This is a genomic window from Pseudoalteromonas sp. PAB 2.2, from assembly GCF_001938575.1.
Lineage (GTDB): Bacteria > Pseudomonadota > Gammaproteobacteria > Enterobacterales > Alteromonadaceae > Pseudoalteromonas > Pseudoalteromonas lipolytica.
The window spans coordinates 229,191-255,031 of the sequence record NZ_LYPI01000008.1; the positions used below are offsets into that span (position 1 = coordinate 229,191).

At 40.5% G+C, this 25,841-nt stretch carries 26 protein-coding genes; 18 read left to right on the top strand and 8 right to left on the bottom strand.

The genetic code is table 11. The annotated features are described in order from the left end of the window. Window positions 1–167: 167 nt before the first annotated feature. Window positions 168–1,097 (bottom strand): PstS family phosphate ABC transporter substrate-binding protein, encoded by a 930-nt coding sequence (locus tag BWD47_RS05080; RefSeq protein WP_074989598.1) that lies wholly within the window; start codon window positions 1,095–1,097, stop codon window positions 168–170. Window positions 1,098–1,257: 160 nt separating this feature from the next. Further along, on the bottom strand, window positions 1,258–2,655 hold the full coding sequence (asnS, locus tag BWD47_RS05085; RefSeq protein ID WP_036968310.1) for an asparagine--tRNA ligase: 1,398 nt from the start codon (window positions 2,653–2,655) through the stop codon (window positions 1,258–1,260). A gap of 272 nt (window positions 2,656–2,927) precedes the next feature. Here asnS and BWD47_RS05090 point away from each other — a divergent pair, with 272 nt between their 5' ends. Continuing rightward, window positions 2,928–3,362 carry an ATP-binding protein gene (locus BWD47_RS05090; RefSeq protein ID WP_036968312.1) on the top strand — a complete coding sequence of 145 codons (435 nt, stop codon included), beginning with the start codon at window positions 2,928–2,930 and terminating at the stop codon, window positions 3,360–3,362. Window positions 3,363–3,390: 28 nt separating this feature from the next. On the opposite strand, the gene bioA is transcribed toward BWD47_RS05090, so the two are convergent. Beyond that, a complete protein-coding gene (gene bioA / locus BWD47_RS05095) occupies window positions 3,391–4,683 on the bottom strand; it encodes an adenosylmethionine--8-amino-7-oxononanoate transaminase (protein ID WP_075593549.1) in 1,293 nt (430 codons plus the stop codon). A gap of 97 nt (window positions 4,684–4,780) precedes the next feature. Here bioA and bioB point away from each other — a divergent pair, with 97 nt between their 5' ends. The 5 genes from bioB (at window position 4,781) to htpX (ending at window position 9,469) form a co-directional block, all read left to right on the top strand. Then, window positions 4,781–5,821: a biotin synthase BioB gene (gene bioB / locus BWD47_RS05100; protein ID WP_036968319.1), complete on the top strand. Its 1,041-nt coding sequence runs from the start codon at window positions 4,781–4,783 to the stop codon at window positions 5,819–5,821. 7 nt (window positions 5,822–5,828) lie between these two features. After that, window positions 5,829–6,962, top strand: coding sequence for an 8-amino-7-oxononanoate synthase (locus BWD47_RS05105; RefSeq protein ID WP_075593550.1), 1,134 nt, complete (start codon window positions 5,829–5,831; stop codon window positions 6,960–6,962). Then, on the top strand, window positions 6,959–7,753 hold the full coding sequence (locus BWD47_RS05110; RefSeq protein WP_075593551.1) for a methyltransferase domain-containing protein: 795 nt from the start codon (window positions 6,959–6,961) through the stop codon (window positions 7,751–7,753). Before BWD47_RS05105 ends, BWD47_RS05110 begins: the two co-directional genes overlap by 4 nt. Further along, complete coding sequence (gene bioD, locus BWD47_RS05115) at window positions 7,750–8,433, top strand: dethiobiotin synthase (protein WP_065979947.1); 684 nt, start codon at window positions 7,750–7,752, stop codon at window positions 8,431–8,433. Before BWD47_RS05110 ends, bioD begins: the two co-directional genes overlap by 4 nt. Window positions 8,434–8,608: 175 nt before the next feature. Then, complete coding sequence (htpX, locus tag BWD47_RS05120) at window positions 8,609–9,469, top strand: protease HtpX (protein ID WP_036968332.1); 861 nt, start codon at window positions 8,609–8,611, stop codon at window positions 9,467–9,469. 66 nt (window positions 9,470–9,535) lie between these two features. On the opposite strand, the gene BWD47_RS05125 is transcribed toward htpX, so the two are convergent. Next, window positions 9,536–9,742, bottom strand: a complete 207-nt coding sequence (locus BWD47_RS05125; protein ID WP_036968335.1) for a hypothetical protein — start codon at window positions 9,740–9,742, stop codon at window positions 9,536–9,538. A gap of 80 nt (window positions 9,743–9,822) precedes the next feature. Between BWD47_RS05125 and BWD47_RS05130 the strand changes: the two genes are divergently transcribed. The 4 genes from BWD47_RS05130 to BWD47_RS05145 all read left to right on the top strand — a co-directional run bounded on the left by BWD47_RS05130 (window position 9,823) and on the right by BWD47_RS05145 (window position 11,563). Continuing rightward, a complete protein-coding gene (locus tag BWD47_RS05130; protein ID WP_075593552.1) occupies window positions 9,823–10,302 on the top strand; it encodes a GNAT family N-acetyltransferase in 480 nt (159 codons plus the stop codon). A gap of 84 nt (window positions 10,303–10,386) precedes the next feature. Next, window positions 10,387–10,818 (top strand): DUF3859 domain-containing protein, encoded by a 432-nt coding sequence (locus tag BWD47_RS05135; RefSeq protein ID WP_036968338.1) that lies wholly within the window; start codon window positions 10,387–10,389, stop codon window positions 10,816–10,818. Between the two features lie 17 nt (window positions 10,819–10,835). Then, window positions 10,836–11,246, top strand: coding sequence for a GFA family protein (locus BWD47_RS05140; RefSeq protein ID WP_075593553.1), 411 nt, complete (start codon window positions 10,836–10,838; stop codon window positions 11,244–11,246). Between the two features lie 5 nt (window positions 11,247–11,251). Then, window positions 11,252–11,563, top strand: coding sequence for an antibiotic biosynthesis monooxygenase (locus BWD47_RS05145; protein ID WP_065979943.1), 312 nt, complete (start codon window positions 11,252–11,254; stop codon window positions 11,561–11,563). A gap of 522 nt (window positions 11,564–12,085) precedes the next feature. Here BWD47_RS05145 and BWD47_RS05150 read toward each other — a convergent pair. Then, on the bottom strand, window positions 12,086–13,294 hold the full coding sequence (locus BWD47_RS05150; RefSeq protein ID WP_075593554.1) for a porin: 1,209 nt from the start codon (window positions 13,292–13,294) through the stop codon (window positions 12,086–12,088). Window positions 13,295–13,465: 171 nt separating this feature from the next. Continuing rightward, window positions 13,466–13,987, bottom strand: a complete 522-nt coding sequence (locus tag BWD47_RS05155) for a TetR/AcrR family transcriptional regulator (RefSeq protein WP_075593555.1) — start codon at window positions 13,985–13,987, stop codon at window positions 13,466–13,468. A gap of 205 nt (window positions 13,988–14,192) precedes the next feature. On the opposite strand from BWD47_RS05155, the gene BWD47_RS05160 reads away from it, so the two are divergent. From BWD47_RS05160 to BWD47_RS05190, 7 genes are all read left to right on the top strand, one after another. Continuing rightward, window positions 14,193–15,779: an ABC-F family ATPase gene (locus BWD47_RS05160; RefSeq protein ID WP_075593556.1), complete on the top strand. Its 1,587-nt coding sequence runs from the start codon at window positions 14,193–14,195 to the stop codon at window positions 15,777–15,779. 195 nt (window positions 15,780–15,974) lie between these two features. Further along, complete coding sequence (purE, locus tag BWD47_RS05165) at window positions 15,975–16,457, top strand: 5-(carboxyamino)imidazole ribonucleotide mutase (RefSeq protein WP_065979940.1); 483 nt, start codon at window positions 15,975–15,977, stop codon at window positions 16,455–16,457. A 1-nt stretch (window position 16,458) separates the two neighbouring features. Continuing rightward, window positions 16,459–17,607: a 5-(carboxyamino)imidazole ribonucleotide synthase gene (locus tag BWD47_RS05170; protein WP_065979939.1), complete on the top strand. Its 1,149-nt coding sequence runs from the start codon at window positions 16,459–16,461 to the stop codon at window positions 17,605–17,607. Window positions 17,608–17,744: 137 nt separating this feature from the next. Further along, window positions 17,745–17,975 (top strand): DUF2798 domain-containing protein, encoded by a 231-nt coding sequence (locus BWD47_RS05175; protein ID WP_036968356.1) that lies wholly within the window; start codon window positions 17,745–17,747, stop codon window positions 17,973–17,975. Continuing rightward, window positions 17,972–18,904: a YeiH family protein gene (locus tag BWD47_RS05180; RefSeq protein WP_083633637.1), complete on the top strand. Its 933-nt coding sequence runs from the start codon at window positions 17,972–17,974 to the stop codon at window positions 18,902–18,904. The genes BWD47_RS05175 and BWD47_RS05180 overlap by 4 nt, the downstream gene beginning before the upstream one ends. Further along, entirely contained in the window at window positions 18,901–20,064 is a 1,164-nt protein-coding gene (locus tag BWD47_RS05185; protein WP_036968360.1) for an endonuclease/exonuclease/phosphatase family protein, read from the top strand. Before BWD47_RS05180 ends, BWD47_RS05185 begins: the two co-directional genes overlap by 4 nt. Window positions 20,065–20,169: 105 nt before the next feature. Then, window positions 20,170–22,662: a prolyl oligopeptidase family serine peptidase gene (locus BWD47_RS05190; protein ID WP_075593557.1), complete on the top strand. Its 2,493-nt coding sequence runs from the start codon at window positions 20,170–20,172 to the stop codon at window positions 22,660–22,662. A 72-nt stretch (window positions 22,663–22,734) separates the two neighbouring features. Here BWD47_RS05190 and BWD47_RS05195 read toward each other — a convergent pair whose 3' ends face one another. Together BWD47_RS05195 and rrtA are read right to left on the bottom strand one after the other, a co-directional pair. Further along, on the bottom strand, window positions 22,735–23,328 hold the full coding sequence (locus BWD47_RS05195) for a hypothetical protein (RefSeq protein WP_051501764.1): 594 nt from the start codon (window positions 23,326–23,328) through the stop codon (window positions 22,735–22,737). A 78-nt stretch (window positions 23,329–23,406) separates the two neighbouring features. Next, a complete protein-coding gene (gene rrtA / locus BWD47_RS05200; RefSeq protein WP_371915635.1) occupies window positions 23,407–24,021 on the bottom strand; it encodes a rhombosortase in 615 nt (204 codons plus the stop codon). A gap of 54 nt (window positions 24,022–24,075) precedes the next feature. On the opposite strand from rrtA, the gene ggt reads away from it, so the two are divergent. Further along, window positions 24,076–25,833 carry a gamma-glutamyltransferase gene (ggt, locus tag BWD47_RS05205; protein WP_075593558.1) on the top strand — a complete coding sequence of 586 codons (1,758 nt, stop codon included), beginning with the start codon at window positions 24,076–24,078 and terminating at the stop codon, window positions 25,831–25,833. Window positions 25,834–25,841: the final 8 nt, after the last annotated feature.

Here is a 25,841-nt window from a genome sequence, read left to right on the forward strand (position 1 = left end):
GCTTTGGGACTTTATTTGCTCTGATTTCTTTACCGGCTTTAACTGTTCCTTAGTACGGTTTAGACGAACTTTTACTGAGCTCAATAGACTGTTTTATGCGCCTACAAGTTTATGCACCTTCAAGTTGTTTTTTAGACATAAGAGGTCTTCTATTGGTTACACCTCTATTAATTCACTGCTAAATACCCTTGGTTGCTCATTTTGGCTTGCACTTGTGGAGACTTTAATAGCATTACTAGTTTTTCGCCAATCAGCTTAGAGCGGGGCGATTGGGTATTAACTATCAGAATTAACGGTCTTACAAATTCATAATCGCCATTTTCTATCGTTTCTTTGGAAGGTTTAACGTTATTAATTGATAACAGTGTTACTTTATTAATGCGTCTATCGTCTTCGAGTTTACTTATTGCACCGTAAGAGTCGTAGGCAATCGCGTTTGGAATCCGTTGAACAATGCCCAGCGCTTGGTTGAAATGGTCATATAGGCTCACTCGCTGGTTAGAAAACAAGCCTCTGTTGCCTGCATTTTTTAATCTTATGTAGTTTGTATCGGGGTCTTTAATGTAATCAAGTTCGAGAAACTCTAAAAACACATCAAAACTGCCGTGATGAGTCCCTTTACTAAAAAGTAGGATCTCATCATTTTTGTTACTTAATTTTGGTGTTTTTGATGACAGGCTAGACCACGTGTTTATTTTACCTTGGTAGATGTTTCTAAGCTCATTACTGGTCAGGTTGTCGATATTCAATGAACTATTGATGAAAAAAGCAAGCGCATCTTGTGCAATCACAATTTGCTTTAAATAAGGCCACTTCTCTTGTTCAATCTTTGTCAGGTATCGTGAACTGCTGCCAACATCAATCACATTGTCGGCAATGGCTTTTATGCCTTTATCACTGCCCATGGGTCTAATTTGTATTGAGTTGCCAAAGCCATTGCGTAACTCGTCCTTAATTTCTACAAGTAGCTCTGTAACGGTCGTTGATCCTGCGATTAAAATCGGTTTCGCATTAACGGGTTCTTCAAGGGCAACCAAGCGGGGCGATAAGGTAAAAATAGCGGTGAGGGTTAATATCTTAAGAGAGTGTATGAGCATGTCTGATAATAGCCCCTTTATAAATCACTAACGTTGACTATAGAGTATAGATTGGCTTTTGTAATTATTATGCTGGTGATTTAATTGAGAAGGCTGCGTATTTACAGGTATAAAAAAACCAGCCAATTGGCTGGTTTTTAACACTAACATTTAAGCTTGCTTAGTAAGTCGCGCTGCCTTTAGTACGTGGGAATGCAATAACGTCACGTACGTTACCCATACCCGTTACATAAGCGACTAAACGCTCAAAGCCCAGGCCAAAACCAGAATGTGGTACTGTGCCGTATTTACGTAGGTCACGATACCAGCTGTAGTCTTCTTTATCTAAGCCCATTTCTTCTAAGCGTTGGTCAAGTACGTCTAAACGTTCTTCACGCTGTGAACCACCAATGATTTCGCCGATACCAGGCGCAACAACATCCATTGCTGCTACTGTTTTGCCATCTTCGTTTTGACGCATGTAGAAGGCTTTAATATCGCGTGGGTAGTTTTTAATAACAACAGGCGCATTAAAATGTTCTTCTGCTAAGTAACGCTCATGCTCTGATTGTAAATCTACACCCCATTCAACAGGGAATTCAAACTGTTTACCACAGGCTTTTAAAATTTCGATAGCGTCAGTGTAGTCAACTTGTGCAAAGTCTTTGGTTACAAACTCTTCTAAACGTGAAATGGCCGTTTTCTCAACACGTTGTGCGAAAAACTCCATGTCGTCACGGCGCTCAGTTAATACGGCATTAAAGACATACTTAAGCATATTTTCAGCAAGCTTTGCGATGTCTTCTAAATCAGCAAACGCAACTTCAGGTTCTACCATCCAAAATTCGGCTAAGTGACGCGATGTGTTTGAGTTCTCAGCACGGAAAGTCGGGCCAAAGGTATAGATTTTAGACATAGCAGACGCATACGTCTCACCGTTCAACTGACCAGATACAGTTAAGAATGCTTCTTTACCAAAGAAGTCTTCACTGTAATCGATATCGCCTTTATCTGTGCGTGGTAGATTTTGCATATCAAGTGTTGATACACGGAACATTTCACCGGCACCTTCACAGTCACTTGCTGTAATGATAGGCGTACTGATCCAGTAAAAACCTTGCTCATGATAAAAACGGTGAATAGCTTGTGCTAAACAGTTACGAACACGTGTTACTGCACCCATAATGTTAGTGCGTGGGCGTAGGTGCGCATGCTCGCGAAGGTATTCAATACTATGACGTTTAGCTGACATAGGGTAGGTGTCTGGGTTTTCTACCCAGCCTAATACTTCAACCGTGTTTGCTTGAATTTCAAACGACTGACCTTGGCCAGCAGATTGCACAAGCACACCTGTTACAGAAACAGAACAACCCGCCGTTAAACGTGTAACTTCATCATAATTATTAAGTGAATTAGGTACTACCGCTTGAATAGGATCAAAACACGAACCGTCATGAACGGCTAAAAATGAAATTCCTGCTTTTGAATCGCGGCGTGTACGGATCCAGCCTTTTACTGTTACTTGGCTGTCTACCGCAACCTTGCCTTTTAATAGCTCTGAAATCGCTAAATGGCTCATCTTCACTCCAATGATATAAGTTGCCTAATATTATAATGCTGTGCATTGCACTTGAATCGACTATCTTACCTTCGTAAATCAAATAAAAAAACTATTCCGGCACACTCTTTAGAAGTTTTTCTTCAATTGGATAAAATAGCATCAATATTTTGCGTTAAAATGACGATTATTTAAATTCTCGCTGCGCTAATTGGTTATTTTGTGGCATTATTATCAATCCTAAACAAGAAATCGTTTCTTATTGTTTTTAACTTATTTGTATTACAGGTGCTATGAAACAAGTTTTTATTCTTCGCGGCTTACCCGGCTCAGGTAAATCATATTATGCGCAAAGCCTTGCCGATGAATTGGTGGCTGGTAATGAAAGTGATTATGTTGTGTGCGCAACCGATGATTATTTTTATAACAGCGAAGGTGTCTATCAATTCGATAAATTTAAGCTCCCTGAATATCATAATTTAAACTTAGCTCGATTTATTAATGCCTTAGCTGAAGAAATCCCCTTGGTGATTGTAGATAACACCAATATAAAAAAATGGGAGTTTATTGCCTATGCACAAGCTGCTACGGCGTTAGGTTATCAGGTTAAAGAAGTGATTGTAGGTGAAATCAAAGACAAGTCACTTCAGCATTTATATGCTAAACGCTGTGAGCACAAAGTGCCGCTAAGAATGATAAGCAAAATGGCTTATATGTTTGAATGGTAAAAGGAAGCATACGCTTCCTTTTTTGTGTCTAGAACATATTTTGGCTAATGGCGTCATCAATTGCGCCACACAATTTTTCTAAGCAAGTTTCGCTGCTAATGTACGGCGGCATTAAGTAAATAAGTTTTCCAAATGGGCGGATCCAAACCCCTTTTTCTACAAAAAACTGTTGTATTTTAGCCACATCAACACGGCGGTTTAGCTCTACCACACCAATTGCACCAAGTGTCCGTACATCCACCACATTGGCATGTTGCTTACACTTGCTTAGCTGCTCAGTAAGCACCTTATTAATATGCACAATTTGCTCTTGCCAAGGCTGCTCTAGTAATAAATCAATACTTGCACAGGCAGTTTCACAGGCCAGTGGATTCCCCATAAATGTGGGGCCATGCATAAGTACACCGGCTTCGCCTTCACTTATGCCAACGGCCACCTTTGATGTCGTTAATGTGGCTGATAACGTCATCATCCCTCCGGTGAGTGCTTTACCAATACACATGATATCGGGCTCAATGTCGGCATGTTCAACGGCAAAAAGTTTGCCAGTACGGCCAAACCCAGTGGCAATTTCATCACATATAAGCAGTACATTGTACTTATCGCAAAGTGCTCTTATATGGCGAAGATACTCAGGGTGGTAAAAGTTCATCCCCCCTGCGTTTTGTACTATAGGTTCAATTATAAAAGCGGCGACGTCTTGATGATGCTCTTTAAAGAAAACCTCGAGTGTTTCTGCTTCATGTATATCAAAGGTTTCATTAAAGCGGGAGACGGGGGCGGGTACAAACACATGCTCAGGGAGAAACCCAGAGTACATACTGTGCATAGAGTTAATGGGATCGCATACGCTCATTGCTGCAAAGGTATCACCATGATATCCCTTAAGCGGGGTCATTAATTTTTGTTTGGTTTTAATACCTTGGCTTAACCAATACTGCAATGCCATTTTGATAGCCACTTCGACACTTACAGAGCCGCTGTCTGCTAAAAACACTTTATCTAATGTTGATGGTGTGATCTCAACGAGCTTTTTGGCAAGTTCAACCGCAGGTTTATGGGTTAAACCACCAAACATAACATGGCTCATTTTACCTAACTGTTTGGTAATGGCTTCGTTTAGTACAGGATGACAATAACCGTGAATCGCACTCCACCACGATGCCATACCGTCTATGAGTGCTTCGCCTGTTTCTAAAAAAATGCGGTTCGCTTTTGCATGGCTTACAGGGTAAACGGGAAGCGGGGTGGTCATGGACGTATAAGGGTGCCAAATATGTTCACGATCAAAATCTAAATCAATTGTTTGTTTATTGTGCATATGTAAACTTTGCTCCGCTTGGATTCGTTGACAATGTTACGTCAAGACGTAGACTAAGCCAATCAGACCGTCTTAATAAATTTAAAAAGAGAAGATTATGGAGCACGCAATTGTCCGTCACGATTGGACCCACCAACAAGTAAAAGCATTATTTGATATGCCATTTAACGATTTACTGTTTAAAGCGGCCAGTGTTCACCGCGAAAATTTCAATCCTAATGAAGTTCAAATTTCAACGCTACTTTCTATTAAAACGGGTGCATGCCCAGAAGACTGTAAATACTGCCCACAATCAGGACATTATAAAACAGATCTTGAGCGTGAGCGCCTTATGGAAGTAGAAAAAGTTGTTGAGCAAGCGCGTGCCGCAAAAGAAAAAGGGGCTACGCGTTTTTGTATGGGCGCTGCGTGGTCAGATCCTAAAGATCGTGACATGCCTTACATCGAAAAAATGGTGCAAGAAGTAAAAGAATTAGGCCTTGAAACATGTATGACTTTAGGCATGCTCGATAATCAAAAAGCGCACGCCCTAAAAGAAGCAGGACTTGATTATTACAATCATAACCTAGACACCTCACCAGAATATTACCAACAGATTATTACCACCCGTACTTATCAAGACCGCTTAAATACAATAGACAACGTGCGCGATGCAGGCATGAAAGTATGTTCTGGCGGTATTGTTGGCATGGGTGAACAAGCCGCAGACCGTTATGGTTTATTGATGCAACTTGCAAACTTAGATCAGCAACCAGAGAGTGTGCCTATCAATATGCTGGTAAAAGTAAAGGGCACGCCACTGGAAGATGTCGATGACCTTGATCATTTTGAATTTATTCGCACCATCGCTGTGGCACGTATTATGATGCCAAAAAGTTATGTACGTTTATCGGCAGGGCGTACTGCGATGAACGAGCAAATGCAATCGATGTGTTTCTTTGCGGGCGCTAATTCTATTTTTTATGGTGATAAGCTACTCACAACAGAAAACCCAGAAGCGGATGCCGATATGATGCTGATTAAAAAGCTGGGTATGAACCCTGAAAAACGTGAAGATTATTCAGATGAAGCCGTCGCGGCGTCACTTTCTTCAAAAGTGGCCGACAAAGCAACATCAGAACTATTTTACGAAGCTTAAACACGTTATGCCTTTTGAATTTATTGCACAGCATCTTCAAGCGCGTAAAGAAGATGCTTTACTTAGGCAGCGCCAACTGGTCGAAGAGTCAAACGGACGCTTTATTCGTATTGCAGGAAAACAGTACTTAAATTTTGCCAGCAATGATTATTTAGGCTTCGCTGATGAACTCGTTACAGTGAGTGAGCTGCCACTAGGCAGTCACAGTTCAGCATTAGTAAATGGCTATAATAAACCGCAACAGGCTCTTGAGCAGCGCCTATGTGAGTTACTCGGTTATGAAAGTGCCATGCTTTTCAACAGTGGCTTTAGTGCAAATAGCAGTGTGTTAAAAGCCTTGTTTCACGATAAAGCTGTGGCGCAATCTGCCGCAATTTTTCAAGATAAACTCAATCATGCTAGTTTGATTGATGGCGGTCTCCATTCTCAAGCGGCGATGGTGCGGTTTAATCATAATGATTTAAAGCACTTAGAGTCACGCTTACAAAAATCGAAAGCTAAACATAAACTCATTGTGAGTGAAGGCGTGTTTTCGATGGATGGTGATAAAGCACCTGTTGCACAGCTGTGCGAACTTGCGCATAACTATAATGCCTGGCTAATGATTGATGACGCCCACGGGTTTGGTGTGTTAGGTAAACACGGGCTTGGTAGCTGTGAAGTGCACAAACCCGATTTATTGATCATTACATTTGGTAAAGCCCTCGCTAGCAGTGGTGCATGCTTGCTGGCGAGTAAATCGGTTATTGATTACATGCTTCAATTTAACCGTGATTATATCTATTCAACAGCCATGTCGCCTGTGATGGCAAGTAGTACGCGTGTACAACTAGAAAAAATACTGGCCGCTGATAATAAACGTATGCAGCTTTTTAAAAATATTGCGTATTTTAAAACATTAGCAAAAGCGAAAAACTTAGCGCTTATGGATTCAGATACAGCAATACAACCATTGGTACTCGGCGATGCCGCACAAACGATTGATGTGGCGAATAAGCTAAAACAGCGTGGAATTTGGTTAACAGCCATTCGTCCACCAACCGTACCTTTTAATACATCGCGATTAAGAGTCACACTTAGCAGTGCCCATCAGCTCGATGATATAAACACGTTGGTAGATACGTTAGTGGAGTGCTTATGAGCCAATTAGCACACAGTACTGCTAACGGCGTTAAAGATCACAAGCTGTCCACAGCGAGTCAGTTTTCGAAAGCGGCTGCGCATTACAACAGCCATGCTAACGTTCAAAAGCAAGCAGCAGCGCATTTAATCAAACTGCTTGCGAATAAAAACCAACAGGGCGTTTGCCTCGATTTAGGTGCAGGACCGCTGGTTAATACAGCCCTATTGCAACAATATTTTGCAACGGTAGTGGCGATGGACTTAAGCCACGCCATGTTAAACACCGATAAAAGCCGTGAATATTTAAAGCTGTGTGCCGATATGGATAATTTGCCACTGCAAAAAAACAGTGTTGATTGCGTATTCAGTAATTTTGCTGTGCAATGGTCGGCAGATTTACCCTTGCTTTTTAAACAGCTGTTTGCCGTGCTTAAAGACAATGGTCGGGTGTATTTAAGTTGTGTTATTGCAGGCTCATTACACGAAATTAAACAGGCTTTTGCCTGTTTAGATGACCAATCTCGTATTAATCAATTTCACTCATCCGACAATGTCACACAGTATGCGAAGGCTGCTGGATTTAAGGTGAATTTTGCAGTAGATACCTGTTATACCGACGCTTATAAAAGCCCACTTGAGGCAATACGTTCAATTAAGGCCATTGGCGCTACGTCATTACACAGTAATAAAAAGCGTCAGGGTCTTTTAACAAAGCAAGCATTGAATAACGTGTGCAAGGCATATCCTCTGGTTGATGGGCATGCTAGAGTGAGTTATCACGTCGTACTTTTAGAATTAGAAAAACAATGAAAGAATTTTTTATCACTGGCACGGACACCGATGCCGGTAAAACCCATGTCACCAGTTTATTATTAAAGCTGCTAGCACAACATAAACAACGAGCGGTTGGTTACAAACCCATTGCAGCAGGGGCTGAGATGGCTTTTGGTGAATTGGTAAATGAAGATGCGCTAACCTTAATGGAAAGCTCGTCTGTTGGTGCTAAGTACACAATTGTGAATCCGTTTACTTATGAGCCACCAATTGCTCCGCACATTGCCGCAGCGAAAGTTGGCGATAGACTCACCTTTGAGAAACTAGATAGCGCGTATGAGAATGTGAAAGCACTCAATACTGATTATATTCTGACAGAAGGGGCCGGTGGTTGGTGCTTACCCATTAACGAAACTGACTTGTTATCTGATTGGGTTAAACAGCAAAACCTCAATGTTATTTTGGTTGTAGGCATGAAACTGGGTTGTTTAAATCATGCTTTATTGACTGCCGCTCATTTTAAAGCGTCGGGCGTAAACTGTGTAGGATGGATAGCAAATCATGTTGACCCCACCATGCAAGAACAAGAGGCTAATTTACAGACCCTTAAAAATACTTTACCGTTTCCGCTATTAGGTATTACCCCCTACACAGAAAAAACTCCTAAATTAAATATTTATAAAACCTTACTTGAAATTTTATCCATTCACCCATAATAATTGAGTTGTTACTTTTGACATACTCTGTCACAATTGGTTGCAATTAGTTCCTTGTAACCAATTGCTTTAAAACTAAACTAAAGGTAGTAACAAGCTCAGTTAATTTTATTAACTAACGGTTTTTAATCATGCCGTTAGTTAATACAATTGGTATGTTTATTCTGAGGTTTTTATGAAGCGTGTATTCTTGTTTCTACTGACTAACTTAGCGGTCATGCTAGTGTTAGGCATTGTGTTGTCTATTGTGATGAGTGTACTGGGTATTAGTCATCGCAGTTTAGGCGGCATTCTAGTCATTTCGACCGTATTTGGTTTTGGCGGCTCATTTATTTCGTTATTTATGTCGAAATGGATGGCTAAAAAGTCAACGGGCGCTCATGTTATTGAACAGCCTCGTTCAGAAACTGAACAATGGCTTGTTTCAACTGTGGCTGCACAGGCTAAAAAAGCAGGCATTGCAATGCCTGAAGTGGCCATTTACGACAGCCCTGAAATGAACGCATTTGCAACTGGGCCTAGTAAAAACAACTCGTTAGTTGCTGTGAGTACAGGTTTATTACACAACATGAATCAAGACCAAGCGGAAGCTGTTTTGGCGCATGAAGTATCGCATATTGCTAATGGTGACATGGTCACGCTTACGCTTATTCAAGGCGTGGTGAATACCTTTGTTATCTTTATGGCAAAAGTATTGGCAGGTATTGTTGATAACTTTATCAATAGCGATGAAGAAGAAGGTGGCAGTAGCTGGACTTACTTCTTGTTTGATATGATTTTCCAAATGTTATTTGGTGTATTAGCGAGTGTAATTGTGGCCTACTATAGCCGTAAACGTGAGTTTTCGGCGGATGCAGGCGCTGCAAAACTTGTTGGCGCAGATAAAATGCGCAGCGCACTTGAGCGTTTAAAGCAAAACCACCCATCGCAACTAGAAGGTTCAATGATGGCATTTGGTATTGCAAGCGGTAAAGGTGTCGCTGAGTTATTCTCATCTCACCCGCCACTTGATGAGCGTATTAACGCCTTACGTTAAATAAACTGATAACGTGAGTTGCTAATTAACACATTAAAAAGCCAGCTTGTTGCTGGCTTTTTGTTTTTATTCACTTTGACTTTTTTCTCTTTCGAGTTGCTGTGGTAGTAATACTTCAACGATTTCTCTGGCTGGCAGTGTGTATCTCACACCGTCAAACATGACCGATGTGTGCTCATCAATACTCGTGATCCCTGTTAAGGTCCAGCCTTCGCCTCGTTCTTTGCAATAAACAGTGGTGGTTGGTTGAATTACTTTAAATTCTTCACTCATCGTACTAAACCTAATTGCTTGTAATTGCGCTTATAGTAAGACAATAATGCCTGCTCATAAAGTAAAAAGAAGAAATAGACGTGTCTTGTGATGACAACTATGCCTACGATTTAAGGCCCATACGCCATAAAGATTGCCAAGCAATATGGGAGATTTTAAAAGATCCTCAAGTGCAGTCATTTAATGACTATAAAAGTGATTTAACAAAAGGTGACGTATACGATTTTATTCAAGGGGATATCGAAGGTTTTTATAACCAGCAAGGTATACGTTTAGTGATTGTTTTACGAAGCAATGGCTTAGTAATTGGCAGTATTGGGCTATTTAACATAATAGATGGGCAGGGTGTGTTAGGCTTTGAACTCGCATCTCACTACTTTGGTAAGGGGATAATGCAAAAAGTGCTGTTAGAGTTTTTTCAAAAACTAAATGCGTTTATAACAACCCCTGTCGATAAAGTGCATGCAATTGTTCAACCCGAGAATACAGCTTGCATAAAGCTGCTTGCAAAATGTGGTTTTGAACTTAACAATCAGCTGTGGACAAAACACATCACATAAAGATGTTATTATAGTACAAGCTTGTTATGGCAAAATGGCTACTATAAAATGAGCGCCTGTTTAATGAGAGGACCTTAAGTCGGTATGGCCAAAGCTAAACCTGTTTCGACTATTGAAAGTTATGGCATCTACAGTCATTGGGATGCAAAAGAAAAAGACCTACCACAAATCACTGAATTTACCACGGATGTGCCAGCCGAGTTAGATATCGAATTTGGCTTTATTGTTAATATCAAAAAAGCAAAAGGCCAAAAAATTAAGTTCTGTGTGTATCATCCAAATATTCCCGATGATGACGGTGAAATAATGCCGCCATTTGAAGGTGAAGAGTATGTAAAAACAAACGACTGGCAGTTTTACTTAGGCGATACTATCTGGGCGCCTGTTGATAATAAAGTGGGTATTTGGCGCATGACTATTGAGCTAAATGGCCATATAATTGCTGATAAATCGTTTAACTTACTGAAACCAAGCGAAGGCTCAGCCAACGATTTTTGGAAGCATCGCGGCTATTAAAAACCACAAGAGGGAATATGTACCAAGGAAGCTGTTTGTGTCGCAAAGTAACGGTAACAATTGCTGGTGGAATTGATTCAATTATTCATTGCCATTGCTCACTATGCCGTAAAAATTCGGGTACCGCTTTTGCGACGAATGGGTTTATTCGCCGTGATGGGTTTGCAATTACACAAGGTAAGCAGTATCTGAGTGTGTTTGAATTTAAAGCCGGTAGAATACGTTATTTTTGTCGCTGTTGTGGCTCGCCTATTTACAGTGAAAATAAAGAGGATATGAGTCGTTTGCGTATACGCTTAGGTCTATTGGACAGCGATATTACAGAGCGTCCGATTAGTCATAACTTTGTCAGTTCGAAAGCCAATTGGGATACCTTCGACAGTGATATTCCATGCTATGATGGTTTTGAACCAAGCAGACGTAAGTAACCATTATGATAGCCACGACGCCCAAACCCCCGTATTACGCAGTTATATTTACGAACACCTTATCTGAGAACACCGCAGGCTATGAAGAAATGGCTAACCGTATGGTTGAGCTTGCCGAGCAACAACCTGGTTTTTTAGGCATGGAATCAGTGCGTGATGGTGTAGGGATTACCGTTTCTTACTGGCAAAGCCTAGATGCTATTAAGTCGTGGAAACAACATGTTGAGCACCTCAACGCTCAACAACTTGGTCGCGATAAATGGTATAACGCATTTACAACACGTATCGCAAAAGTAGAACGTGAATACTCGCTGTAGAATAGCAGTAACAATAAGAACACATCATACTCTATATTTATTAATTACACTCTCAGCAATTGAGTGTGGAAGTATAATAGTTAATCGCAAGAACGATGGTTCAAGCCCTAAGTAACATCTAATTTAGTCGAATTAACTTTGCAGAGCTGAGTTTATCTTTTGCATTTTTGTCGCTTCTTTATTTCCAATAACATGTCTTAATTTCGTCATAAACCCCAGTTGCATTTTGCACCCAGTTACCAGCAAACTGCATACGTAATATCAGAACAGTGACTTAATTTCTCCCCATAACATCGAAAAAACGTTAGGTATGTAAAAGCTCGCAAAATAGAGGAGTAGGGAAAAATAAGAGTTTTCACAATGGTGTTATCGATAACATCTTTTATGTGTATTTATATTCAATTAGCTTTTAATGATTTGAATGTAATTATCGTTATTGCAGTGTCGTACAGGGTACGTTGGCAGAGAGTTATTTATCTAAAAAATAAAGCCCACGATTGTGGGCTCTAAATTAAAACTTAATTACAATGTGTAATTGAAGCCGATGGCAATACCATCATCTTCGGTTTGCGACATTTGAGCTTCTTGCTCTGCATCATTGCTTGAAAAGTCACTAAAGTCTTTACGCGCTTCGATATACAAAATCGTGTCTTTGCCCATGAAATAGTGTGCGCCTAAAACTGCAAACTGACGCTTGAACACATCCTCAGGATCTGCATTAAAGTTTGGCTGGATCACGTAATCGTCACCGGCATCAAACACGTTATAGGCAACAAAAGTACGTAAATTATTGTCGAATCGATAACTTAAAATTGATTCTAACCCGACAGCGTCTTTTATTAAGCGGCCAATGTTATCGGTGTCGTGGTTTTCGTTTTTGTTTATGTTGGCCGACGCATACCAGCCCGGTTTATAAAAGTCACCATAGGTAATGCCCGCACCATAAATTAGATCAGTGACCGATTGATTGCGTCCACCCGCGTATAAAACATCAAATTGTCCACGGTTTACACCCGCTGTTAATTTTAAATTATCAGTAGCAAAATAGGTGAGGGCAGCACCATAGGTTGAATTAAACTCTACTTTTTGCGCAGCGTTATTGCCTTGGTTCCAAAGCACTTCACATGAACTTCGTGATATATCGGCAATATCACATGTATAAAAATCATCAGATTTTAACTGGGCTTGCAGTGCAACATGAAACTTACCCCATGTATTACGGTATTGCAGTACTTTATCACCTCGACCGGTGCCGTTTACTGCACCATCGTCTTTATTATACGTATACACGCCGGCTGCGTTACCATCCCACACTAAACTAAAATTAGTGTTATAAACAACGTCATACCAAGCACCCCATTGTTTACCCAGCGTAATTTGACCATAGTCATCGTGCTTAATACCGACATAACCTAATCGGTTATATAAAAACTCATCCTGAATTGATTCAAAGCGATTATTATAAATAATGTCACTACTGCCTACCGGGTTTACGCCCCATTCTAGTAATGCAAATGCATGCCATCCATTTTGTAATTGGCGCTTAAAATCAAAATTAATGCGTGACGCACCATTAACAACTTCTGTCTGACCTTGCGTGTTTATAATACGCGCATCGATAAAGCCGCCTACTGTGACACTGTTCGTTTCATCTTTGTATATTTCGATTGCATCTACAGTGTAACTTGTGAATAAACCAGCAATCAGTGTGGCAGCGAGTGTTCTTTTCATAGAGTACCTTGTTTTATTATTGTCCCTAAGAGGTATAAATTAACTAAAAGATGAAGACTATCAAAGCTAAAATAAGGTAAAAAGTGAAAAAATATCATGAAAGGTACAGCCTTTGTGGAATATTTATTCATTTTTAGTTCACATCATTGAATAATCAACGTATTAGTCAGACTAAAAAATAGACACTTTTTGACTAAGTGTTCTTAGCATTAATTTAGTATTGGGTGTGTCTGCACCTAATCCATACAATAAAGTCATAAAATAACAATCAAGCAAGATTGCGGCTTTTACTTTGTTAAATTGTGGTTGGTCAGCAAAAACTAATGAATGCATTAGATCCATATGCTGCTGTTGAAATGTTTGCGAAAACAATCGTTGGCTAAAAAGCACTTTATAAAAACAATGGTGCAAACAATAAAATTGATAAAAATATTGTGCATAGTGATTAAGTTTAAGTCGGGGAGGGCGATGTATATCGGTCTCTTTTGCACGCTCTAACACATCTTTAAAACGCATGTCTAAACACGCCTCTAAAATTGCCACCTTATCAGAAAAATGATTAAACAAAGTGCCTACAGCAATACCGCTTGCTGTAGATATTTGCCTGGTTGACGTGTCGTTAAAGCCACTTTCAGTAAAGAGACTCCATGCTTCGTTCAGTATCCGTGAGTGCGTTTGATCGTGCTTTGTCATGTTTAGCCCATTGATTTATATTGCTAAATTTTTAAATGAGCGCGCTCATAAGTAAAAGTGAGCATGCTCATTAAAGGTAGACTGCCCATTTGAAATTGTAAAATCACTGCGCGTATTTAAAGAAACTTTCATGGCGTGCAAAGCGGCTTTAGTTTAAAATTGCACGCAGTTTTATTTTTACTTTTACCCGCTGGAGGGTACCGCTATCATTAGTACAGCTAATATCACCATGCAATTTGGTGCTAAACCTTTATTCGAAAATATCTCAGCTAAATTTGGCGATGGCAACCGCTATGGTCTAATCGGTGCAAATGGCTGTGGTAAATCAACGTTCATGAAAATCCTCAGTGGTGAGCTTGAGCCATCAGCAGGAAATGTCAGCACAGATCCAAACGAACGTATCGCAAAACTAAACCAAGACCAGTTTGCTTACGAAGAGTTTTCTGTTATCGACACGGTTATCATGGGTCATAAAGAGCTGTGGGAAGTAAAAAAAGAGCGTGATCGTATTTATAGCTTACCCGAAATGAGCGAAGAAGACGGTATGAAAGTAGCCGATCTTGAGACCGAATTTGCTGAAATGGACGGTTACTCTGCTGAAGCTAAAGCAGGTGAGTTACTTATTGGCGTAGGTATTGGCACTGAACAGCATTACGGTCCAATGTCTGAAATTGCCCCTGGCTTTAAACTGCGTGTGTTACTTGCTCAAGTACTGTTCTCTGACCCAGATATCATGTTACTGGATGAGCCTACCAATAACTTGGATATTTACACCATTAAATGGTTAGAAGACGTGTTAAACCAGCGCGACTGCACCATGATTATCATTTCGCATGACCGTCATTTCTTAAACTCAGTGTGTACACACATGGCTGATATCGATTACGGTGAATTACGTATTTACCCAGGTAATTACGATGAATATATGTTTGCTGCAACACAGGCTCGCGAACGTTTACTAAGCGAAAACGCCAAGAAGAAAAGCCAAATTGCTGAACTTCAACAATTTGTATCGCGTTTCTCTGCAAATGCTTCTAAAGCAAAGCAAGCTACATCACGCGCTAAACAAATTGATAAAATTCAGCTTGAAGAAGTAAAAGCGTCATCACGTCAGAGCCCGTTTATTCGCTTTGAACAAGAAAAGCAATTATTCCGTAATGCACTTGAGTTAACTAACCTTGCACAAGGCTTTGACGAGATACTTTTCAGCGGCCTTGAGGGCTTAGTGGAAGTGGGCGAGCGCATTGCGATTATCGGTGAAAACGGTGTTGGTAAAACAACACTTTTAAATACTCTTGCTGGGCGTTTAGCACCAAAGCAAGGTGAGTATAAATGGTCTGATAACGCGAACATTGGTTATTATGCACAAGACCATGCAGATGAGTTCGAAAAAGACATGAACTTGTTTGAATGGATGGAACAATGGCAACAAGCAGGAGATGATGAGCAAGTTGTTCGTAGTTTCCTTGGTCGTATGCTGTTTTCACAAAACGACATCAAAAAATCGGTAAAAGTCATTTCAGGTGGTGAGCAAGGCCGTATGTTGTTTGGTAAAATTATGATGCATAAGCCAAACATTTTGTTAATGGATGAGCCAACCAACCACATGGATATGGAATCTATCGAAGCGCTAAACTTAGCCCTTGAAGCGTACGAAGGTACATTATTGTTCGTTTCACACGATAGACAGTTTGTATCATCACTTGCAAATCGTATTTGGGAGATTAAAGACGGTAAAATTATCGACTTTAAGGGAACATATACTGAGTACCTAGCAAGTAAAGAAGCATAATCGTTAAGTTACTGCTTAAAAGCCATGCAAGTCATGGCTTTTTTGTGCTTCTAGAGTCGCATCTTTATGTGACTTAGGTATATAATACACGCCACAAAATAAGGACAAAAGTCCGCTTTTATACCAATTTGCATGATTAAATTATCAGTTGGTATTAATCGCTTTTTTATAAAATAAATTGATTGAGGTGTAAATATGACTGTTGGCATTATTATGGGTTCCAAATCAGATTGGCCAACGATGGAACATGCGGCGTTAATGCTTGAAAAATTCGGCATTGAATACGAAACCAAAGTTGTTTCTGCACACCGTACTCCTCAATTACTTGCCGATTATGCAAGCTCAGCTGCTGAGCGTGGTATAAAAATTATTATAGCGGGTGCCGGTGGTGCTGCGCACTTACCTGGTATGGCTGCAGCGTTTACCTCGCTACCTGTATTAGGTGTGCCTGTTAAATCTAAAACCCTAAACGGTGTTGATTCATTATTATCTATTTGCCAAATGCCTAAAGGTGTTGCTGTCGGTACGCTTGCTATTGGTGAAGCCGGTGCGGCAAACGCAGGTCTACTCGCTGCACAAATTTTAGGTTGCCAACAGCCTGAAATCTTCGCAAAAGTAGAAGCATTCCGCAAAGAACAAACAGAGACTATTTTAGCTAACCCAAATCCTGCAGAGTAATATGAATATTTTGATTTTAGGTGCAGGTCAGCTAGCTCGTATGATGAGTTTAGCGGGCGCACCGCTTGATTTAAACGTGGTTGCTTACGATGTAGGCAGTGAAAAAATTATTCACCCTTTAACGGGTGAAGTTCACAGCAGCACATTACAACAAGCAATCGATAATGCAGATGCTATTACCGCAGAGTTTGAACACATTCCCGATGATGTCTTAACACTGTGTTGTCAAAGCAATAAGTTTTACCCGGGCAAAGCAGCCATAAAAACTGGCGGCGACCGTGCATTAGAAAAAGCGTTACTCGATAAAACACACGTAGAGTGTGCGCCTTATCAATTAATCACCGAAAAAGCACATTTAATTGCCGCAGTTGAACGTTTAGGTAAACCGCTGGTAATTAAAACTTGCCAAGCTGGTTACGACGGTAAAGGCCAGTGGCGTTTAAAATCAGATGACGAAATTGAACAAATCTGGTCTGAAATGGCAGACTTCATTGCTTCAGGTACTGACTCTGCGCCACATTCAATCATTGCTGAAAAGATGATCCCATTTGACCGTGAAGTATCAATCATTGGTGCACGCGACAAAGCAGGGAACACGGTTATTTACCCATTAACCGAAAATCAGCATACCAACGGTGTATTAACGCTATCTGTTGCTGGCAAAGAAAAAGCGGCCATTCAAGAGCAAGCTGAGCGCGCGTTTAATAAATTAGCGCAAGAGCTTGATTATGTAGGTGTGTTAGCGATTGAATTCTTTGATGTGCAAGGTACATTGCTCGTTAATGAAATTGCGCCACGTGTGCATAACTCGGGTCACTGGACGCAGCAGGGCACTCACTGTTCGCAGTTTGAAAACCATATGCGCGCAGTGGCGGGTTTACCTCTTGGTAGCACGGAGTTACTTCGCCCAACAGCGATGATTAACGTATTAGGCCAACCGTCTATTCCTCAATCAGTGCTGGCTACACAAGACGTTACGAGTCATTGGTATGGCAAAACAGCAAAGCCGGGGCGCAAAATGGGGCACATTAATGTCTCTGCCGATAATCTTCATCAACTGGGTGAGCGTTTAGCGGCCCTTGCCGAAATTCTACCAGAAGAAGATTACCCAGGTGTCGCAAACACCAGTACACAGTTGATTTTAAACTAATCAGTTTAAATTGCTAAAAGCCGAGGTCTTCTCGGCTTTTTAATGCCATTACATGTATTTACGTCTCTTGTCTCAAAGAGCTTGCGTCTATAAATTCTTCCGATAGACTCCTATTTTTATACTAATATTAGCGTGCTATGTTCCATCCACGATTACAAACAGTCGTATTTGCGTTTTTTATGGCGTTATTTATGTCTGGTTTTATGTCATTGGTGATCAGCATTTTTAACGTTGGTTTTGTCGATAATATTGTGATTCTTTGGTTAAAAGCATGGGCTTTTGCTTTTTGTGTTGCATTTCCTACTGTGATTTTAATCGCGCCTTTGGTGCATAAATTAACAAACAGACTGATAAGAGCCCCGTTGTGATTGCTGAACGTCCCAAACAACTTCTTTTTATTGCGTTATTCTTAATCTCGGCTATTCCTTTTGTAGGTTCTGCTACATCGCTCATTGTAGGGGCTTTATTTGCTATTATTTTGGGTAACCCCTTTGCAGCTCTCTCTCAAAAATTGAGTAAGATAATGCTCAAAATTGCTGTCATAGGTTTAGGATTTGCTGTTGATTTTAATCAAGTTATTGAAGTAGGGCGCAGCTCTATCGTACTCACCATTGTTAGCATTACAGCCATAATTGGCCTTGGTGAAATTTTATCTCAGTTATTTAAACTGAATAAAAATACTGGGGTATTGATATCGTTTGGTACGGCAATTTGTGGTGGGAGTGCAATAGCAGCTATGGCCCCCGTGATAAAAGCAAAAGATCATGAAGTCGCCATTTCACTCGCGGTTGTTTTTTTATTAAACGCGCTAGGTCTGGTGCTATTTCCAATGATTGGTCACTATCTTGGCCTAACAGAACAGCAATTTGGTTTATGGGCCGCACTTGCAATACACGATACCAGTAGCGTTGTTGGTGCATCAGCTGCTTATGGCGCATCAGCATTAGCGATTGCAACCACCATAAAGTTAACCCGAGCAATGTGGATTATTCCTTATACAAGTATTGCGGGAGTTTTTTGGAAATCCGATGAAAAAGCAAGTATCCCTTTGTTTATAATTGGATTTTTGGCAGCTGCACTGATAAATTCAAGCTTACCAGAGTATCAACCTCTTTGGCATGCATTGAATATTGGCGCGAAACAAATATTAGTTATGACGCTATTTTTAATTGGCAGTGGCTTATCTGTTACAGTGCTTAAGCAAGCTGGTATTAAACCTTTTATCATGGCAATGATCTTATGGATCATCGTCAGTAGTATTATTTTACTTTTAATAGTAGATGGATTTATTTCATGAAAAACGCCTTATTAACGTCTTCAATTGCACTTGCAACTGGTTTATTTGCAACTAACCTTGTTGCTGCCGACTTACGCGTTGCGACTTTTAACGTCAGTATGGACGCAACAAACTATGCAAGCAAAGGCGAAGCAATCGATAAAGACGCGCTCAGTAAAGCGCTTGCAAGTAACCACCAGCAAATTCGTAATATCGCAGAAATTATTCAACGCGTCAGACCAGATGTTATTTTACTCAATGAATTTGATTACATCGATGCAGATAAAGGCATTAATGTTTTTCGTAAAAATTATCTGCAAGTCTCACAAAATAAGCAGGTTGCAATAGATTACCCATATGCTTTTATTGCGCCTGTTAATACAGGTTTACCCACTAATTTTGACCTAGATAAAGATGGTGTAAAGGGGCATTACAAAGGCGATGCGCACGGTTTTGGCTTCTTTGAGGGGCATTATGCGATGGCTGTGCTCTCGCGTTATCCTATTGATTTAGAAAAAGCCCGTACACTGCAAACATTCAAATACAAAGATATGCCAAACGCGCAAATGCCTATCGACCCCAAAACAGGTAAAGATTGGTATTCAAAAGAAGCGTGGCAAGCTATTCATTTAAGCTCAAAATCGTTTTGGGATTTACCCATAAATGTAAAAGGAAAGACATTCCATTTATTAGCTTCGCATCCTACGCCACCTGTATTTGATGGTGATGAAGACCGTAACGGCAAGCGCAACCATGATGAAGTTAGACTGATTGCTGATTACATTAACAACGAAAACTACCTCTATGATGATAAAGGCCAACAAGGTGGCTTAAAACCGAATAGTCGGTTTGTAATTGTTGGTGATTTAAATGCTGCACCAGAAGGGGATAAAGCACGCCCAACGACAACGGATCAAATATTAAAAAATCCACATGTTAATGCGTCGTTTACACCATCGAGTAAAGGTGCAAAAGAGTCTTATAAAGACAGTTACGCTAAAAATTACACCGCATATTGGCAAGCACGTGCTGATTATGTACTGCCATCAAATTACGGTATTGAAATTAAAAATGGGGGGGTATTTTGGCCAACCAAAGACAGCGAATTGTACCGTTTAATTAAAGATCGTAATGCGTCTTCTGATCATCGCATGGTGTGGCTCGATATTTCGTTAAAATAAGCTGTTATTAAACGGAAAAGTTTGGCTGTTTATCCTATTAAAATTGCTATTTCATCAGTGCTTCTGCTTAAATAAGGCGAATTATAATTACCTGTAAGAAGCACTATGAAATTCAAAACCACTGCTAACAAAACGTTAGTGGCTCTCGCAGTCGCATCTAGCTTCATGCTAGCTGGTTGTCAAACAACCGCCTCAACTGCAACAGAAGTAAGTCCTACTCAAGTTGCTCCAATGGTTGCTACACCCGTAGACACTGGTTCATCTGAAATTACATTAGAGCAAGCTGTGGCTCACCCTGATTGGCTTGGTCGTCAGCCTGAGCGCGCTTTTTGGAATGGTGACTCTAAAAGCATCGTTTATGCGCAAAAGCAACAAGGTAACGAATTACGTGACTTATATGTTCAAGCGGTTAATAGCCAGTCTGCATCTCAAGTTGCGTTAAATAAACTACACACTGTTGGTGCAAAAAATGCTGTTTATTCAACAGATAAAAAGCAACAGGCCTATGCATTTGAAGGCAATATTTTTGTTAAAAACTTGAGCTCAGGTCAAATAATGCAGATCACACACGACAGTGCACAGCAATCAAAACCGCAGTTTTTAACCGACGGCAATCTTGCTTACCGCCAAGGTAATGCATTTTATAAAGTTGATTTAGCGACAGGTCGTCAAGTAGAGCTTGTAAATCTGCACTTAGACGATGCACCAAAAGGTGTTCAAGAGCCTGACACGTATATTGCAAAAGAACAGCATAAATTAATTGATTACATTGCACTTACGCACAAAAATAAAAAAGATCGTGAAGCGCGTGAAGAACAAATCAAAGAGCAAAACGACAGCATTGCAAATTCACAGTTTTACTTAGGTAAAGGTAAGCGTTTAGCCGATGTACAGCTTTCACCAAATGGCCAAGCATTAGTTGCAGTAACCACCGAAAGCCGTCCATGGCGCGATGAAGGCGATATTATGCCTAATTACATCGCTGATGATGCGCGAGTTAAAGCAGAAAAAGTACGTCGCCGTGTTGCAGATGAAAAACCAATCAGCTCAGATGTTATTTACATTGACCTTAAATCGGGTGAGCAAACAACACTAGCGTACGACACATTACCAGGCTTTGATGAAGATGTGCTTGCCGCGGTTAAAAAAGAAAACTACGCCCGTGATGGCAAAACTTACAAGTCTGAAAAAGCACCACGTGCAATTAATCTAATGATGGACTGGGGTTGGGATCAAAGTGCAATCCAATGGAACACCGATGGCTCAAAGGTTGCACTTATGCTTGAAGCATGGGACAACAAAGACCGTTGGTTAGCAACTGTTGATACAAAGAACAACACACTTGTTTCTCAACACCGCTTACACGATGATGCGTGGGTTAACTATGCATACAATGACTTTGGTTGGTTAAATAACTCAGATACGCTTTACTACTTATCAGAAGAGTCTGGTTACAGCCATATCTATAAAAAGCCGCTAAATGGTAAAGCAACACAACTTACTAAAGGTCAGTTTGTTGTTTCAAACCTAACATTAACAGCGGATAACTCAGCGATTTACTACAAAGCAAATGTTGAGCACCCAGGTCTATACGAAATTTACCGTGTAAATCCTGCTAACGGTGAGTCTGAGCAAGTGACTAACCTAGACGGTATGACTGATTACCAGTTAAGTCCAGATGAAAGCAAATTACTGCTAACTCACTCAAAAATTATGTCGCCACCAGAGCTATATGTTGCTGATGCAAAAGCAAATACACAAGTAACTCAGTTAACGCATACGGTGTCTGACGAGTTTTTGGCTAAGAAGTTAATTGCGCCTAAAATTGTTGCTGTGCCTTCGAGCCACACTGATCAACCTATTTACGCAAAAGTGTATTACCCCGCTGACTATAAAGAAGGCGAAACAGGTAAAAATCGTAAAGCAGTTATCTTCAACCATGGTGCAGGTTACTTACAAAACTCGCACATGGGTTGGTCTGGCTACTTCCGCGAGTTTATGTTCCATTCACTATTAGCATCTGAAGGCTATGTAGTCATGGATATGGATTATCGTGCGTCGAAAGGGTATGGGCGTGATTGGCGAACTGCAATTTATCGTCAAATGGGCACACCAGAGATTCAAGATTTAGCCGATGGCGTAAGCTGGATGGCTGAAAACGCGAATGTTGATACACAAGCTGTTGGCACGTATGGCGGTTCTTACGGTGGCTTCATGACGTTTATGGCACTATTTACCCAACCTGATTTATTTAAAGCGGGTGCTGCACTTCGTCCAGTGACCGATTGGGCTCATTACAACGGACCTTATACGTCTAACATCTTAAATCATCCAGATGTTGACCCGATCGCCTACGAAAAGAGTTCACCAATTTACTTTGCTGAAGGCCTGAAAAGTCATTTATTAATTAATGCGCCTATGGTTGATGATAACGTATTCTTCCAAGATTCAGTGCGTTTAGTACAACGTTTAATTGAGCTTGAAAAAGAAAACTTTGAAACAGCCATCTTCCCAGTTGAACCCCATGGTTTTGTACAGCCATCAAGCTGGTTAGATGAATACCGTCGTATTTATAAGCTATTTAAAGAAACGCTTTAATACTATTAAGTAATTTAAAAACAGCCACTTTAAGTGGCTGTTTTTATTTACATTATGATTATTTCAATGGGTCTATTTGCAGTGAAATGTGCTTACATTGAGCACTTTTGTATACTGTTCTGATTCGCCTTTAAAAATTAAATCATCGCTCACTAAGCTCATCTTAAAGTTCTTTATCCACGATAGCTTGGCTATAAACTCTAATTCATAGCGATTAAAGGATGCAGGGCACTTTAAATACACATAATGATGCGCTTTGCCAAAAGCACCGGGGTCCGCTGTATAAACATAGAAAGTACGGTCATTAAGTGTGTGTTCTTGATAAATGTAGTCTTTATGTGAGCCGAAGGTCGCATCCAGAAACATAACTAAGCCTGCCCCAGTAATCATCAAGCAAGCATACAAAAAACTCAATATAAGTGTGATGTTTGCGATTATTCTATTTTTAAAAAGCGCACTTACTTCCTGGTATTTCATGAGTAATAAGGTGAAGCCCAAAATAGCTGAAGCAAATACAATAATATTTTTTACCTGAGAGACATCACTCATATACCTTGGCGATATAAACTGTAAATTAATAAATGAGCTTAAAAAGCTAAGCAGTAAAGGGCCGTAAAGGCAAAGTGCGATGAGACCAAGATAAAAATAGCCATTATTCTTTATCATTTAAAATTCCTTTTTCGTATTAACAATTTTTCGTGTTAAAAAAGAACACAGCTAAAAAAAGCGAGCAAAGTTATGAAGTTACTCGCGATGTTTAATAGCTTTAATCAGCACAGGCAAAGCCAGCACAGTGCCGCCAACTGCACCGATAAAGTGAGCATCAATGGCAACATTTGACGCAATCAATTGGCTAACCGATTCACTCGGGCCTGCTATTTGCTCCCAAATCACTTTAGCCCAAGTACCAGCAAACAATAACCAGCCTGAAAACATACCTGCTTGCACATCTTTGACAGCGCCCCAAATAATAACACCGTGCAAGAGTGCACTCAGTCCAGTGTATATTTTTATATCAGGGCAAAATAACCATACGCCTAAACCACACCATAAAGCCAAAACAGCGGTATTAAAAGCATACCGAGCAGGGGAGGTATGTTCTGCATGCAATGCCCATATTAATAAAATTCCGGCGCAATTTAAGGCTAAATGAGGCCAATTTGCATGTACAAATTGACTCGTGAAAATACGCCAAAATTCACCATCTGCAACTAAATTACGGTTAAATTCTAAATAATCATTTAAGTTAAACGCAGCAAAAAGGGTACTAATCAGCATTAAACACAGTGGCGGCAGTACATATTGTGGTTTCAGAGGAAGGTTGATCATGTTATTTTTGTTGTATCTTAAATTTTGCATATTGTGCACGTTTAATTTTAAGATGCCAATTAAACACCGGGATTAAGTTTATTTATGTTATTCAAAACAAAAGCACTTATTGTGCTCTCTTCGTCATTAATTTATACAACGTCAATTTTTGCAGCCCCAACTAAGGTTGAAACGCGTGAGCCTGAAGCCGCAACAGGCTTTGCGCATAAACAGGTCGTTGAAGGCACTAAATACATGGTTGCTGCTGCAAATCCGTATGCAGTAAAAGCCGGTCAAAAAATGTTAGAAATGGGCGGCTCAGCGGTAGACGCAGCCATTGCAACTCAACTGATACTTACACTGGTTGAGCCGCAATCATCGGGCATAGGTGGTGGGTCGTTTTTGATGTATTTCGACAACAAAAACAAAAGCCTAACCACTTTCGATGGTCGAGAAACAGCGCCAAGCCATGCTGATGAAACTCTTTTTTTAGACAAACATGGTAAAGCAGTAAAATGGATTGAAGCAGTTGTGGGTGGTCGCTCAGTAGGTGTACCAGGGATTTTACATGCCTTTGCAAGCGCGCATAAACGTTATGGTAAATTGCCATGGCATACGCTGTTTCAACCGGCAATTGAGCTGGCAGAGCAGGGGTTTGTTGTATCCCCTCGTTTGCATAAGTTGCTGGCAAAAGAGCTAAACCCTGGCGTTACAACGTTACCCGTCATTCGTGATTACTTTTTCCCTGATGGTAAGCCACTGGCTGTCGGGTCTGTAAAAAAGAACCCTGAATTAGCGGCTCTTTATAAAGACATAGCAACACAGGGCATTGATGCCTTTTATAAAGGTGATAATGCCAAACAATTAGTGCATGCAGTACAAAACTCAGTGGTTGCACCAGGCACGTTAACAGAAGCAGACCTTGCTAACTACCAGAGTAAAGAGCGTGCCCCTGTGTGTGTTGATTATCGTCAATACGAAGTATGCTCAATGGCCCCTCCGAGTAGTGGGGGTGTTGCGGTATTACAAATTTTAGCGTTGCTAGAACACAAAGACATGGCCAAGCTTGCACCTAACTCAGTACAAGCATTGCATTACTTTACCCAGGCATCACGTTTAGCGTTTGCAGACCGTAATGTATACATGGGCGATCCTGATTTTATGGCTATTCCAACGGACGGTTTATTAGATAAAAATTACCTAGCAAGCCGTGCTAAGTTGATTACCGAAAAAGATGCCCACGCAGAGGCTGGAACGCCTCCTAACTCATTGGCCTATGCGCAGGATGACGCTTATGAATTACCGTCAACGTCGCATGTATCAATTGTAGACAGCGAAGGCAATGCTGTATCAATGACCAGTTCAATTGAAATGGCTTTTGGTTCAACAGTTATGGTGAACGGGTATATTTTAAACAACCAGCTTACTGACTTTGCTTTATCGCCAACGAAAGATGGTAAACCACTCGCTAACCGTGTTGAGGCAGGTAAACGTCCGCGTAGTTCTATGTCGCCAGTAATGGTATTTAACAAAGACGGTAGCTTACGATTAGTCGTGGGTTCACCGGGTGGAAGCCGAATTATTGATTATGTAGCGCAGGTTGTTGTGGCTGTTCTTGATTGGGATTTAGATGCACAAGAAGCAATTAATTTGCCACGTATCACAAATCGTAATAATTACACCAGTCTTGAAAAAGACACCGAACTTGCCAACCACGAAGCCGATTTTGTTAACCGAGGCCACCAAGTTCGCATCTTAGATTTAAACTCTGGTTTACATGCTGTTGAACTAAAAGACGGTAAACTTTATGGTGCTGCAGATCCACGCCGTGAAGGCATCGCTTTAAGTGATAAAAGCCACTAAAAATAGGC

Excerpts from the sequence above, each read along its gene's own strand:
- BWD47_RS05080 (WP_074989598.1), bottom strand. The coding sequence starts at position 1,097 with ATGCTCATACACTCTCTTAAGATATTAACCCTCACCGCTATTTTTACC.
- asnS (WP_036968310.1), bottom strand. The coding sequence starts at position 2,655 with ATGAGCCATTTAGCGATTTCAGAGCTATTAAAAGGCAAGGTTGCGGTA.
- BWD47_RS05090 (WP_036968312.1), top strand. The coding sequence starts at position 2,928 with ATGAAACAAGTTTTTATTCTTCGCGGCTTACCCGGCTCAGGTAAATCA.
- bioA (WP_075593549.1), bottom strand. The coding sequence starts at position 4,683 with ATGCACAATAAACAAACAATTGATTTAGATTTTGATCGTGAACATATT.
- bioB (WP_036968319.1), top strand. The coding sequence starts at position 4,781 with ATGGAGCACGCAATTGTCCGTCACGATTGGACCCACCAACAAGTAAAA.
- BWD47_RS05105 (WP_075593550.1), top strand. The coding sequence starts at position 5,829 with ATGCCTTTTGAATTTATTGCACAGCATCTTCAAGCGCGTAAAGAAGAT.
- BWD47_RS05110 (WP_075593551.1), top strand. The coding sequence starts at position 6,959 with ATGAGCCAATTAGCACACAGTACTGCTAACGGCGTTAAAGATCACAAG.
- bioD (WP_065979947.1), top strand. The coding sequence starts at position 7,750 with ATGAAAGAATTTTTTATCACTGGCACGGACACCGATGCCGGTAAAACC.
- htpX (WP_036968332.1), top strand. The coding sequence starts at position 8,609 with ATGAAGCGTGTATTCTTGTTTCTACTGACTAACTTAGCGGTCATGCTA.
- BWD47_RS05125 (WP_036968335.1), bottom strand. The coding sequence starts at position 9,742 with ATGAGTGAAGAATTTAAAGTAATTCAACCAACCACCACTGTTTATTGC.
- BWD47_RS05135 (WP_036968338.1), top strand. The coding sequence starts at position 10,387 with ATGGCCAAAGCTAAACCTGTTTCGACTATTGAAAGTTATGGCATCTAC.
- BWD47_RS05140 (WP_075593553.1), top strand. The coding sequence starts at position 10,836 with ATGTACCAAGGAAGCTGTTTGTGTCGCAAAGTAACGGTAACAATTGCT.
- BWD47_RS05145 (WP_065979943.1), top strand. The coding sequence starts at position 11,252 with ATGATAGCCACGACGCCCAAACCCCCGTATTACGCAGTTATATTTACG.
- BWD47_RS05150 (WP_075593554.1), bottom strand. The coding sequence starts at position 13,294 with ATGAAAAGAACACTCGCTGCCACACTGATTGCTGGTTTATTCACAAGT.
- BWD47_RS05155 (WP_075593555.1), bottom strand. The coding sequence starts at position 13,987 with ATGACAAAGCACGATCAAACGCACTCACGGATACTGAACGAAGCATGG.
- purE (WP_065979940.1), top strand. The coding sequence starts at position 15,975 with ATGACTGTTGGCATTATTATGGGTTCCAAATCAGATTGGCCAACGATG.
- BWD47_RS05170 (WP_065979939.1), top strand. The coding sequence starts at position 16,459 with ATGAATATTTTGATTTTAGGTGCAGGTCAGCTAGCTCGTATGATGAGT.
- BWD47_RS05175 (WP_036968356.1), top strand. The coding sequence starts at position 17,745 with ATGTTCCATCCACGATTACAAACAGTCGTATTTGCGTTTTTTATGGCG.
- BWD47_RS05185 (WP_036968360.1), top strand. The coding sequence starts at position 18,901 with ATGAAAAACGCCTTATTAACGTCTTCAATTGCACTTGCAACTGGTTTA.
- BWD47_RS05190 (WP_075593557.1), top strand. The coding sequence starts at position 20,170 with ATGAAATTCAAAACCACTGCTAACAAAACGTTAGTGGCTCTCGCAGTC.
- BWD47_RS05195 (WP_051501764.1), bottom strand. The coding sequence starts at position 23,328 with ATGATAAAGAATAATGGCTATTTTTATCTTGGTCTCATCGCACTTTGC.
- rrtA (WP_371915635.1), bottom strand. The coding sequence starts at position 24,021 with ATGCAAAATTTAAGATACAACAAAAATAACATGATCAACCTTCCTCTG.
- ggt (WP_075593558.1), top strand. The coding sequence starts at position 24,076 with ATGTTATTCAAAACAAAAGCACTTATTGTGCTCTCTTCGTCATTAATT.